8 protein-coding genes are annotated in these 12,721 nt (G+C 49.3%); 6 read left to right on the top strand and 2 right to left on the bottom strand.

The window, feature by feature from the left end; all coding sequences use genetic code 11:
* Nucleotides 1-104: 104 nt before the first annotated feature.
* Nucleotides 105-2,927, bottom strand: coding sequence for a choice-of-anchor Q domain-containing protein (locus tag ACO0LH_RS27275; protein ID WP_422944302.1), 2,823 nt, complete (start codon nt 2,925-2,927; stop codon nt 105-107).
* A 603-nt stretch (nt 2,928-3,530) separates the two neighbouring features.
* Here ACO0LH_RS27275 and ACO0LH_RS27270 point away from each other — a divergent pair.
* From ACO0LH_RS27270 to ACO0LH_RS27245, 6 genes are all read left to right on the top strand, one after another.
* Nucleotides 3,531-5,378 carry an ABC transporter ATP-binding protein/permease gene (locus ACO0LH_RS27270; protein WP_422944301.1) on the top strand — a complete coding sequence of 616 codons (1,848 nt, stop codon included), beginning with the start codon at nt 3,531-3,533 and terminating at the stop codon, nt 5,376-5,378.
* Nucleotides 5,379-6,083: 705 nt separating this feature from the next.
* Nucleotides 6,084-8,285, top strand: a complete 2,202-nt coding sequence (locus ACO0LH_RS27265) for a TonB-dependent receptor (protein WP_422944300.1) — start codon at nt 6,084-6,086, stop codon at nt 8,283-8,285.
* A 309-nt stretch (nt 8,286-8,594) separates the two neighbouring features.
* Nucleotides 8,595-9,662 carry an extracellular solute-binding protein gene (locus ACO0LH_RS27260; RefSeq protein WP_422944299.1) on the top strand — a complete coding sequence of 356 codons (1,068 nt, stop codon included), beginning with the start codon at nt 8,595-8,597 and terminating at the stop codon, nt 9,660-9,662.
* Nucleotides 9,663-9,698: 36 nt separating this feature from the next.
* Nucleotides 9,699-10,805: an ABC transporter ATP-binding protein gene (locus ACO0LH_RS27255; protein WP_422944298.1), complete on the top strand. Its 1,107-nt coding sequence runs from the start codon at nt 9,699-9,701 to the stop codon at nt 10,803-10,805.
* A complete protein-coding gene (locus tag ACO0LH_RS27250; protein ID WP_422944297.1) occupies nt 10,802-11,671 on the top strand; it encodes an ABC transporter permease in 870 nt (289 codons plus the stop codon). Before ACO0LH_RS27255 ends, ACO0LH_RS27250 begins: the two co-directional genes overlap by 4 nt.
* Nucleotides 11,672-11,682: 11 nt before the next feature.
* The gene (locus ACO0LH_RS27245) at nt 11,683-12,540 is read left to right on the top strand and encodes an ABC transporter permease (RefSeq protein ID WP_422944296.1); all 858 of its coding nucleotides are present in this window, start codon (nt 11,683-11,685) and stop codon (nt 12,538-12,540) included.
* 82 nt (nt 12,541-12,622) lie between these two features.
* Here ACO0LH_RS27245 and ACO0LH_RS27240 read toward each other — a convergent pair.
* On the bottom strand, nt 12,623-12,721 hold a 99-nt coding region (locus tag ACO0LH_RS27240), incomplete at its 5' end, for an IS3 family transposase (protein ID WP_422943293.1).

The following is a 12,721-nucleotide window of genomic DNA, read 5'->3' as shown; positions in this document are numbered from 1 at the left end:
CTACCCAGAGTGCCGTTTGAGTCGACACGCTGGGTAGAAATCATTTCATCAACAGAGCGAAAGCAAGGAACAGCAATAAGCAACAAACTGCTACGAGAGGCGTTTTACTGTCCTTTGATCACAATGAGTACCGTTTCCCAGCCAGGGTAACCGGCACCGCTACCGCTGATGCTTCCGGAAACATCAAATGTGCCTATCGTGTCCGGGCGCCATTCGTAAATACGCGAAGTGATGTAGGTACCTGCCTCCGGACTGACCAGGTGCCAGGATCCGTTGGGTCTGAACGGAATGGAACTGCCGATTCCCAAATCAACCAGCGCAAGAAGCAGATCATTGGACTTGGTCGTGATTTGTGTTTTTGAAGATTGTGCAGTAGAGGCAAATCGCGGCCCGGAGCTAGTTTCTAAAGGAACGTCCAGCAAATTGACAGCATCTGCATTCTGGATTTCCACCATGTGTATGCTGCCCTGGTTGGGAATCCCGACTGTCAGTGCGTAGGCACCTGATGTTGACGCCCTGACTGCGTACAGGTCTGTTCCCATTCCGTCAACATAGATGCGCCCCAGAGATGTGAAAGAGTTGATATCAGCATGCCCCTGATTGTCAGAGAGCGTTCCCGATACGCCAACCGCGTTATTGTTCACGCCCACAGTCACCAGTATCCAGTTACCTGCCGAAACATTCGTCGCAAAATGATGGGCGCTCGTTCCGGCTGTAATGACGCCAGAATATTGTTGTGTCACGCTGGGTGGGCCAGAAGGATCAGGAGTTGAAGCGATAGCGGCACTGCAACTGGCCGTTGCGCCGCCATTGGTGCCAGAACAACTCCAGTTCCACGATCCGCTTCCTGATACTGATGAAGCGGTGCCTGCTGAGCAAAGATTGCTGTTTGGTGCCACGCTGAATGACTGGCCGTTAGCACTGCCACATACGCCGTTGACAGGCGTCGAGATAGGCCCCGTGCCACCACCGATGAGTTCAAAGGCACCAATATCCTTGCTTGTGCCTTGCGGACGCAAGGTATTCAGAATGTCGTCATTGACGACAAAAAGACCAGCTTGCGTGGCCGCATCCGCCGCAGGGCTGGTCGCCAGCAATGAGTAGTCTCCGGTCGACGCATTCCTGAACTGAGGGCTGGCAGAAATCGCCAGGTTATCGCCGAGTACGGCCGGCAATGCCACAGTTTGTCCATTACTAAAATACAGGTTCTGTTTGAAGTCGTAACTTGTGGTTGTGGATGGCGTACTGTAATCAATCAACCATGTTGTGCCTGCTTGAGTGTCAGGGCCGAAGGCAAAAATATTGTTGTAGAACTTGTTGCGTATGCCCGCACCACTACCAAAGCCTTCATCCATGATGTAGGCTTTGTTTCCAGAAGCCCCGGTCATGGCGTTATACACTGTATTGTAGGCAAACCACATATTTTGTGTCGTGGCGGTTGAATTGATGCGTATAGGGTAAAGCTTCGTGCCGGTAATGACGTTATTCCAGCTCTGGGCTTCATAAGTGCCTTTGTGTGTGCTGCCCTGGTCATTGAAATTGATGCCGTATTTCGCTGCGTTTTCCAGCCAGTTGTGATGAATCCTGATGCCGGTGAAACCTTGCCATATGCCGCCATGAGGCAGCGTCACTGAGCCTGCACCGCCTTCATTATCATTGAACTGCACGGCGGAACCGCCAGTGATATTGTGTATCCAGTTGTAGGCCACTTCCCAGTTCTGTGCCGTGGTGTCGGCGTAGATGCCATGATTCTGAAGCTCAGAGGTACCTGCAATATCATGGATGTTGTTACCCAAGACTTTGTTGCCGTTGCCGTGCCCGGAAACCCCCGCTGCATTGAGCGTCACAGAATTGCCAGCAATCCAGGGGCCCAGCTCATTGTTGACCACGCGCCATGGGCCTGCGGTGTACTGGAAATTGATAGGCGCAGCGTCACGACTGGCGCCGCCCGCGATATCCATCCTTAAATTGGAAACCGATATGAATTCACCTGAGGTTCCCGCGATGGCAGACCAGGGCCCCGCTATGCCGCCGGATGCGCCAGCTGGCGTCGTATAGTGAACATCTTCTATGGCGTTGCCGTTGACAGGCCCCGGATAGGCAGTGATATGTATCCATGCCGAGGGGCTGCCGTTCCTGGCATAGGTGCCACTGCCAAAACGCATCCAGGTACTGTCCTGGCCGTTGGCATCATGCCACGCACCGCCACGTATGACGACATGGTCACCAGTTTGCATGGCAAAATAAGCACCTTTGAGCGTGCTCATGTTTTGCAGCGAGCGCCACGGCTTGGCGATGTTGTTTGCAACTGCGCTTGTGTCAGATCCAGACAGGGAAACGAAAAGTATCCGCCCTGAACTTGGCGTAAATGTATTGTCTGTATTCGAGGATGCGCCGTTAAACACGATTTTTACCGGTAGCGCTGTTCCCGTAGGGGCACCGCCAAGTGCGCCTACCTGAACGGTGATCTGTTGCAGGCCAGTCTTGCCGCTTGATTTTGCATTGCCCAAATAACGGTAGTTGGCGACTTCGATGTCACCGATGTAGACCTTTGTATTGGTTCCCAGATCGCTCGCAGAGCCAAAGTTTCTGCCGAAAATGGAAAGGTAGGCGCCTTTGTTGTTTTCCCCACCTGTGGTCGGCCCACTGAGTGTATCGGTAAACAAGACTTGCGGCGTGACAGCGACGCTGGACAGACTTTTGTGCCCCAAAGCGGCGCTCAATGTTGCTGGCGCATTACTATTTGCTTGTGCCAGTGCATTCATCAACGAAGATTGATTGCCGGGCGCCGGTGCCGGACTTGGCTGGCTTGTCTGCGGCGCAGTGGCAACCGTGCTATCGTTTGCACCCCCGCATGCGCTTAGCAGGGTCACTATACTGGCTTGCAGCAGCCAGGAAATCCATCTGGTCTTGTAAATTGTGTTCATCGTCTTACCTCATGGAAGAATGGTTGCTGGCAAACCTTGGGCAAACCAGATGGAATACTGCCATGTTAGAAAAAGACAACTCAAATTCTGACAAGTTTTACATTTATTCACAATTTAACTAGATTTTTGTTACAGCAGGATAAAATTGTCAAATGAAAAACATCAGGCGAAATCGGTGGATGCGACAGTTGTCGATACTCATTTAACTCTCGACTCTGAACTCAATATGTTCGTTTGGCAGTTGAAATGCCCTGTTAGTCTGACCCACTTCCCACTTCCCACTTCCCACTTCCTGGCGAGGCCGGAAGGATGCTTTATGGTCATGTGAGCTCTCAAATTCCAGTTCTTTCAGACCCGAATCTGCATATGGTTTTAAATTAACAATTATGCGTATTGACATACGACTGCCCAACTACCTACGCACCGCGGCTATGACACTTCGAGCCACTCATCATAAAATTTCCCGCTTTTTCGGCCTGCGATGCAGAATTATGTCCGTTTCCGCACAGAACGATATTGCACCAGATCCCATACTAGGCAGAACGCATTTCACATTATTGATGAAATGCGTTCTAAAGAAAAACCTAGCCACGAAATCTGACCATGACTATCTTAAGCGACGCGTCCCCCGATGTAGAAACTGATGGTGTTCCACCACCACCCAAGAGGCGCCGCACTGCGTTCCTCTCACTTTCTGCATGGCGGCAATTCATTGATGTCGCCAAGCCCTACTGGCTGGGTGAAGAATGGAAAAGAGCCTGGACACTTCTAGTGCTGCTGATCGTGTTAATGCTGTTTGAAACCAAGTTCGCCGTGATGCTGAACGATCAGGCCGGAGAAATGACTTCGGCACTGGCGGCAAAGGAGGGAGTGCGCTTTTGGGCATCCATGCGAACCTGCCTGATGGTGCTGGTCTTTGCTGTGCCGATTTATGCTTTCTACTATTACATGCGCGACTTGTTCGCCAACCAATGGCGACGCTGGCTCAGTGGACGTTTTCTCGACGGCTATCTCAAAGATCGTAAATACTACGCACTGGGTGTTGACAGCGGTCTGGACAACCCTGACCAGCGTATCAGCGAAGACATTAATAGCTTCACAGGCAGGTCGATTAATTTCCTGCTGATTTTTTTGGGATCTGCCATGCAACTAGTGGCGTTCAGCGCTGTGCTATGGTCGATCTCGCATTTGCTGGTCGGCGTATTGGTGGTGTATGCGCTCGTCGGTACCGGCGCCGCGCTGTATGCATTTGGTAACCCTTTGATACACCTGAATTTTTGGCAACTGCGGCGCGAGGCGGACTTCCGTTACAGTCTGATGCGTGTACGCGAAAATGCAGAATCGATCGCCTTTTATCGCGGCGAAGCGCAGGAGCGCGCGCACATCGACAGCAAACTCCACCGTGTCATTCAAAACTACGACAAGCTGATCAAGAAGCAGCGTTCTCTGAACTTGTATCAGCGCACCTTCAGTCAGCTTACTTTGGTGCTGCCTGTGGCGATACTTGCCCAGCAAGTTTTGTCGGGTGAGCTGGAAGTAGGGCGCGCGACGCAGGCGGTAGGGGCATTTACTGCCGTGCTCGGGGCGGTGGGGGTGATCGTGGAAAACTTTGAGAGCCTGAGCCGCTTCGTGGCGGGAGTCGGTCGCCTGCAGGCATTGTCCGACCTGGTATTGCCAAAGACAGCACCCCAGCCGGCGCCTGATGTTGAGGCTGTGCGCATCCAGCTACGTCCAGGCAATCAGTTCGCGCTGGAATCGGTCACACTGCATCCACCCCAATCGCAACGTGTGCTGATCAAGGAGTTGAGCCTTGCATTGCAACCAGGCGAAGCGCTGCTCATTACCGGGGACAGCGGCTGCGGCAAAAGCTCGCTATTGCGCGCAATTGCCGGATTGTGGCACACCGGCAGCGGCCTCATCCACCATCCGCCGCTGGAGAATTTCTTCTTTCTGCCGCAGCAACCTTATTTACAGACGGGTTCACTGCGCAGCCAGTTGATCTACCCTAGTGCCAACTCAGAACTCAGCGACGAAGACTTGCTGGAAATTCTGGATCAGGTGTACCTACCACAACTGGCCGAACGTGTAGGCGGTCTGTCTGCGGTGCATGACTGGGAGAAGCTACTGTCAGTCGGTGAGCAGCAGCGCATGGCATTCGCCCGCATCCTGGTGCATGCACCCAGCATTGTCATTCTTGACGAAGCGACCAGCGCACTTGACAGCGCCAATGAATCGGCTCTGTATGCGCGCTTGCGGGAGAGCGGCGTTACACTGATCAGTATCGCGCACCGGCCTGCTGTGCTGAAGCACCATACCCATGTTCTGCAGTTGCTTGGTGATGGCGCATGGAAGCTGCATGACGCGAGTGCTTACCAGTTTGACGCGGCATTAGTCGATGTGACCAATGATAAAGCACAGCCCGTGCATTCCTTACAGGCGGTAGCAGCATAATCGACGGATGTGATTGTGGGGGGCTGTCGCTCAAACACCAGCGCCATCGATCAGGTTTCATTCCAGTTCTCCTGCTGTCTCAAGACCAATACGGCTAAGTCCCTTGGCAGGGCGAAGCATTCAGCAATGCCACAAAGGGTTTAGCTATTTAGGATTTAAGAGATTTTGGGACAAGGGCGCGGCATTTGCCATGCAGTTAAGGAAAGGCAAATGCAGCGGGCTAATTCAGCACGCAAAAAGAACAACAGAGATATTTGCGTAAGCAAAACTGCGCCCGGAAATCTGACCACTTAGCCTTTCAATATACGACACTTGGCCGTTCTCGGAACCATGCCATCACAAAGAACTATCAGTCATTTTTAAATATATTAAAAATATATTTCTATATTATTCATATGACGTACGTATGAATTTCGCAAAAATCCAACAAAAATCTGTGTCACAAAGTTGTAATCAAGCACCGTTATTCTCTCGTCCCAATGCGTACTTACATAGTTTTAGTTTGAGCTTCTGTTTGAAAGAGTCTGATGCCGTTGCATGCACACTTTTCTCCCCGTCTCAAAAATAATTCTGCAGGTTGAGTAAATTCTTTGCCTTCCAGGCTCCAACTGGTTTGCATCACGAACTTCCATATCAATCACACATAGTGCGCTAGTTCTGGCAAGAGAAAACCATTGATTTCCACTTACAACAAAGAGCATATTTATGTCACGTCATTTCACGTTAAAATCTGCATGTATCCTGGTTTTGCAAGCACTCGCGCTAATTGCGCATGCAGAAGAAACTACTCCTCAAGTAGAAACAGTCACTGTGTTAGGTACAGGCCAGAGTCGCCAGGTACAAAACATTACGCGCAACGATATGACAAAAGTCGCGCCAGGAACAAGTCCACTGAAAACACTGGACAAATTACCGGGGGTAAGCTTTCAGTCAGCTGACCCATTTGGTGCTTATGAATGGTCCACCCGATTTAGCATTCGTGGTTTCAATCAAAGTCAGCTAGGCTTCACGTTGGACAATGTACCGTTGGGCGACATGAGCTATGGTAACAATAACGGTTTACACATCAGCCGCGCCATCTCCTCAGAAAACATTGGTCGCGTCACCTTGTCGCAAGGTGCTGGTTCATTATCCACTGCATCGACAAGCAATCTTGGTGGTACTGTCCAATTCTTTTCCAGTGACCCGACTGCCAACTTTGGTTTCACTGGTGAACAAACCATAGGCAGCGACAATACTTCACGTACATTTGCCCGTATTGATTCGGGTGTATTGGCAACGGGCACAAAATTCTATTTGAGCGCAACACGTCAGCGCACAAACAAGACCAAGGGTGTCGGTGGTCAAGACCAGGATCAATTCAACTCTAAAGTGGTACATGATTTTGGCGATAACCGTATCAGTGCCTTCTTCAATTATTCTGATCGCAAAGAAGTCGATTATCAGGATATGTCTCTGGATATGACGCGTCGTCTGGGCTATAACTGGGACAATTATGCGCCTGACTGGCAACGTGCTGTAAATGCCGCAAACGGTATCTTTACAGGTGGCGTCAACAGCCTCGACGATGCTTATTATATGGGCAGTGGCTTGCGTAAAGACAGCCTGGCTGGTGCCACCCTGCGTATGAAATTAAGCGAGTCTGCTGACTTGAAAACCACGGTGTATCACCATAGCAATGAAGGCCAGGGTCACTGGTATACGCCATATAATGCCAGTTCGCCTACGATGCCAATTTCTATCCGCACTACTGAATATGCCATTTCACGCGATGGCCTGATCAGCGACCTGAACTGGGATATCGGCCAACACGAAATTAGTGCCGGTTTTTGGACTGAGCGCAGCAATCATACTTTGACACGTAATTTCTATGCAGCCAGCGGACCATACGATACCAATTACTTCTTGAGCAATCCGATCAGCACAGGGTTCAAGCAACAATTCTATACTGCGACGACGCAAATGTATTTGCAAGATTCCATGTCCATGATGGATGGAGCCATGAAGCTGAACTTCGGCTTCAAGACACCAAAAGTAAGCATCGATGCAACCAGCCTGGTGGGTAGCCGTGCTGCTGGCTCGCTGACTGCAAAAAAAACCTTTTTGCCGCAGATTGGCTTGAACTATAACCTGAGTAAAAATGATGAGTTGTTTGCTTCTTTGTCGCAAAACATGCGCGCCTATCAACCTGGCGTTAATGGTCCGTTTTCGCAAAATCAAACTTCATTCAATACCAGCGTTACCAATATCAAGCCAGAAACGTCAACTACGCTAGATGTCGGTTATCGTTTCAAGCGTAACGATATACAAGGCTCCGTTGCGATCTACCATGCCGATTTCAATGATCGACTGTTGAATGTCGCAAACTGCCCAGGCATCGTTGGTTGTCCTAGCACCTTCGTCAACGTTGGTAAGGTAGCGACCAATGGGCTGGAGGCTGTAGCGATATGGAGTATCACACCTGAATTTTCATGGTTTAATTCCTTCACTTATAACGACTCAAAATACAAGTCGAATTACCTTGATGGCGGGATCGTTGCGGTAGAGGGCAAGCAGGTTGTTGATACGCCGAAAGTGATGTTCAACACCGAGCTTTCCTATGAAACTGAAAACTGGTTTACCCGTGTTGGCGGTAAATTTACGGACAAGCGTTATTACACGTATTTGAATGACGCCCAAGTGCCATCCTATTGGCTGAGTAACCTGTCTGTGGGTTACAAGCAAAAATCCATAGGCGCACTAAAAGATGTAAAGATACAGTTCAACGTCACAAACCTGTTGAACAAACAATATTACAGCACGATAGGCTCTAACGGTTTTGCCACATCTGATCCGAATGGCACATTCGCCACTTTATTGACTGGTGCGCCACGTCAGATGTTTTTGAGCTTCAGCGGTAAGCTATAAAATTGACAGCCCCAAACTACAGCTGGGTTTATACCCGGCTGTAGTTGTATCAAACAATATCAATGCCTCGTCAGAATTTATCAAACTCCGTATTCGACATTCGACATTCGACAAAGCCAAGCCTTACGTATTTTGGATCGTCCTGCGGCTGGGGGGATTTGATAGATATGTTTGATTTGAAAAAAAACCAGCAAATAAAACTTGAATAAATTTTTCTAACAACAAAGATATTCGTGGTTTTTTGTAACTCATTGCACTGTGATATTTTTATGAAAGACGGTGCTTTTATTTAAGAAATGGGTAATCCTTATGCGACATTTCCCACGTGTAGCGGCTGTTCTGTGTGGCGCCTTATTGGTATATTCTGAAGCCAGCAGTGCGGCTGAAAAGCTGCGTCTATTGACTTGGGCGGATTATGCCCCCAAGGATGTCGTAGCGCAATTTACCAAAGAAACAGGTATTGTTGTCGAAGTTACCTTGTCCAATAATGAGGAAATGATTTCCAAATTACGCGCGACTGGTGGCGCGGGTTTCGATCTGGCCCAACCCAGCCAGGACAGGATTAGCGGCCCGGTAAAAGAATTCGGAATATACAAGCCGCTGGACTATAGCAAAATTCAGACTGCCAACTTCAACCCCGAAATGCTGGAGGCCACACGTAAGGTCACGACTATCAATGGCAAGCCATATGGCCTGGCCTATTTTTGGGGAACCGATGGTCTTGTAGTTGGTAACACCAAGTTGCAGGTACTTGATTACACAGATATCTGCAAGCCAGATTTACAGGCGAAAGTATCGGTGCGTCTCAAGCGGCCAACACTGATTGGCATGGCCTTTGCCTTGGGCAAGAACCCGTTTAAAGCCTACGACAATCCCGTTCAGTATGAACAAATCATGCAGGAAGCGGGTAATAAACTGATCGCATGCAAAAAGAATGTGAAGTATTTCTGGGAAGGCAAAGATCAACTGCTTAATGACTTGCGCAATAATGACTTGCTGGTTGCGCAGATGTGGGATAGCGGGGGCTGGAAATTAAACGCCGAAAACCCCAACATTAAATTCATTGCACCCAAATCGGGTGCGCTTGGCTGGATAGACAGTTTCGCCATTCCCGCGAAAGGGAAGAACGATGCGGCCGCCTATGCCTGGATGAATTTTGTCGCCCGCCCAGCAATTGCTGCCCGACTGGCAAAATCTGCCGGTAATTTTACGGCGATCAAAGGCGCCGAAGAATTCATGGATGCAAAAATGAAGGCACAACTGAATGAATCGTTCCCGCCGTCTGCCATGCAAAATATTAAATGGTATCCGGCTATACCGCCAGGTCTGGAAGAAATTGAAGGAAAAATTCTGGATCGCATCAAAGCATCCAATTAAGCCTGCACGCATCCGTAAATCAATGAGTGGAGTTACATGCAGCACGATCTCGAAGTCAAATCTGTTTCCAGGCATTATGTCTCGAACGGCCAAACCCATACTGCGGTTGATCAACTTAGCTTTAATGTCCCCAAGGGGACATTTTTTTCCATCCTGGGGCCTTCCGGCTGTGGCAAAACGACGCTGCTGCGTATGGTAGCGGGCTTTATTGAACCAGACACAGGCGATATATGCATAGGTGGCGAAAGCATGAGGCATGTGGCACCGAACCGCCGCCCTGCGAATATGGTATTTCAGCATCTGGCATTATTCCCGATGATGAACGTTGGTGAGAATGTCGCTTATGGACTGGCACGACGTGGTTTAGCCAAGGCGAATATCCAACGCAAGGTTGGCGATATGCTGGAACGTGTCGGCCTGCCTGGCATAGCATCCAAGCAGGTACATCAACTTTCAGGCGGTCAAAAACAAAGAGTGGCTATCGCCCGTTCTCTCGTGCTCGAACCCACCTTATTATTACTTGACGAACCGCTCGGTGCACTTGACTTGAAATTGCGCGAGCATATGAAGCTGGAGTTAAAGCAATTGCAGGCACAGATAGGGACCACCTTCGTGTACATCACGCATGACCAGTCTGAAGCATTGGTCATGTCTGATATGGTTGCGGTCATGAATCACGGGCGCTTCGAGCAATGCGGCACCCCCCAAGATGTATACTACCGGCCACAAACCGCTTTCGTTGCTGATTTTGTTGGCCAGAATAACCGTCTTTCTGCCAACTGCCAATTCGATACTGCTGGCAACATGCTGGCCGTCTTTGACAATACATTCAGCTTGGTATTGCCTAAAAATCTGTCGTTCAACGTCAACGACTGTCTGGATATTTTTATCCGTCCTGAATCAATTATCTGGACGCCACAATTGCCGATCCAGACAGAGCGAGAAAACCAGTTTACCGCCTACATAGAAGACATCGTGTTTGATGGCGCGAACTCGACAGTGTTGTTGAAATTAGAAAACAGCCATATTCAGATACGTGCCGGCTTGCCACTTGATATATCGCTTAGCAGTCTGCGCAAGGGTGAACAAGTGCACGTCTGTTTTCCGGCAGGTCAACTGCATGTTTTCAGGCGTCAGCCATGAACGTCAGACAGCAACGGAAAATACTGCTAAGCCTTCTGTTGACACCTGCATTGCTATGGTTGGGTCTGCTGATCGTGCTGCCACATCTGGAAATGTTGTTGCTATCCTTTAGCAAGCGCGTCGCCCCTGGCGAGTTCCATCCCAGTCTGACGCAATATGCGATTTTTTTTAAAGAGCCCTTGTATTGGCATACTTTTGTGCGGACCGCCGCCATGTCCGCTTTAGCTACTGTAGTGACATTGATAATGGCATTCCCTGTCAGTTGGTATGTCGCAAAAATTGCCCGTGGTCGTAGCAAGGCTTTTATCCTTGCCATGGTGTTACTGCCTTTTTGGGCCGGGGAAATGGTCAGGACCCTGGGGTGGGTCATACTACTCAGAAGTCATGGGGTGATACCAGAATTTCTTTTTCAAGTTGGCTTGATTTCCGAACCCAGGGAATTACTCTATAACGACGCCAGCATTATGCTGGGTCTGGTATATGCATCATTACTCTTTATGATCATCCCACTGACCAATACGCTGGAGTCTTTGGATGACAGCCTGGTTGAAGCAGCTTATGACCTGGGTGGAAAACCAGCAAATATCCTGTTTCATATCATCTTGCCGCATGCTGCACCTGGTATCGCTGCGGGAACCATCATGGTTTTCATGCTCAGTCTGGGAAACTACCTTACCCCCGTCTTATTGGGCGGTAAAAATTCCATGTGGTTCACCGAACAAATTTACACGCAATTTATTACCCGTTTCAATTGGGAACAAGGTGCGGCATTTGCTTTTCTTCTGTTATTGCTTTCCAGCCTGATGGTCTGGGCCGGATTGAAACTCAGTGGTCAAAGCTTTACTGACACGATGAGACGTGTTTAAGGGCAACAAACATGATAGCAAGCATTTCTTCATCACAGACCAGCAAGTTCATGCGCAACACATATCTGTTGCTGTTCTTTGTGTTTCTGTTTCTACCGCTCACGATGGTAGTGCTGTTCGCCTTCAATGATGCGCCTTATCCCATGCCGCCATGGAAGGGCTTTACCCTGGACTGGTTGCTTGCCAATGGTGAAAACGGACGTACAGGACTATGGTTTGATATGGAATTGCGCGACAGCTTGTGGAATAGCCTGATCATCGCCAGTGCGGTCAGTATTTGCGCAGTTCTCGTCGGAACCGCCAACGCCTTCCTGATGGAGCGCAGCGAATTTCGCGGTAAAGTTCTCTTATCGTCTTTAATGCTGGTGCCACTCGTCATTCCTGGCGTCATCCTTGGCATTTCCATACTCGCCTTCATGAGCCGGATAGCACAATTTGCCGATAACAGCTTTGGGATGGAACTGGAGTTTTTACGGCCGGGCCTGCCCTTGATCGCTTTTGGTCAATTCGCCTATATCGCCAGCATTGCAACATTGACGATTTCTGCCAGATTAAAACGATTCGACATCAGTCTGGAAGAAGCGGCACAAAACCTTGGCGCCAGCCGCAGCACGATCTTTTTGACTATCACGCTACCCTATCTGCGACCTGCTCTTCTGGGTGCAGCGGCAATTGCTTTTTTACTTTCTTTCGAAAACTTCAATACGACCTATATGCTGACTGGCAGTGACGCACCCCTCACTGTGTTGATGTATGGCCGCATGAAAGAAGGCGCTACTCCAGTCATTAATGCGATTAGCCTGGTATTGATGCTTTTGTCTTTGTTATTTGTTAGCGTCAGCATGTTAAAAAAACCTGAGCAAACCTGATTTTCGTTGCCAACGAAAATCTTACTGTTGATTTGCACTGAAAATTGACTAACTGGGGGTGCAGCGTAAAACTTGGACTGGTTTATGCTATAAGTCCTAGGCTCTCACGGTATTCCATGGGACTAAGTGAACCGAGGGAAATCTTGATACGCTTTTCGTTATACCAGCGGATGTAGGAGTC

The organism is Undibacterium sp. TJN19 (assembly GCF_049339485.1).
Lineage (GTDB): Bacteria > Pseudomonadota > Gammaproteobacteria > Burkholderiales > Burkholderiaceae_D > Undibacterium.
Note: the sequence above shows the minus strand (reverse complement) of the source record. Positions and strands in the feature narration are given on the sequence as shown.

Coding starts and splice junctions, on each gene's coding strand:
- ACO0LH_RS27245 (WP_422944296.1), top strand. CDS start 11,683: ATGATAGCAAGCATTTCTTCATCACAGACCAGCAAGTTCATGCGCAAC.
- ACO0LH_RS27270 (WP_422944301.1), top strand. CDS start 3,531: ATGACTATCTTAAGCGACGCGTCCCCCGATGTAGAAACTGATGGTGTT.
- ACO0LH_RS27260 (WP_422944299.1), top strand. CDS start 8,595: ATGCGACATTTCCCACGTGTAGCGGCTGTTCTGTGTGGCGCCTTATTG.
- ACO0LH_RS27275 (WP_422944302.1), bottom strand. CDS start 2,927: ATGAACACAATTTACAAGACCAGATGGATTTCCTGGCTGCTGCAAGCC.
- ACO0LH_RS27265 (WP_422944300.1), top strand. CDS start 6,084: ATGTCACGTCATTTCACGTTAAAATCTGCATGTATCCTGGTTTTGCAA.
- ACO0LH_RS27250 (WP_422944297.1), top strand. CDS start 10,802: ATGAACGTCAGACAGCAACGGAAAATACTGCTAAGCCTTCTGTTGACA.
- ACO0LH_RS27255 (WP_422944298.1), top strand. CDS start 9,699: ATGCAGCACGATCTCGAAGTCAAATCTGTTTCCAGGCATTATGTCTCG.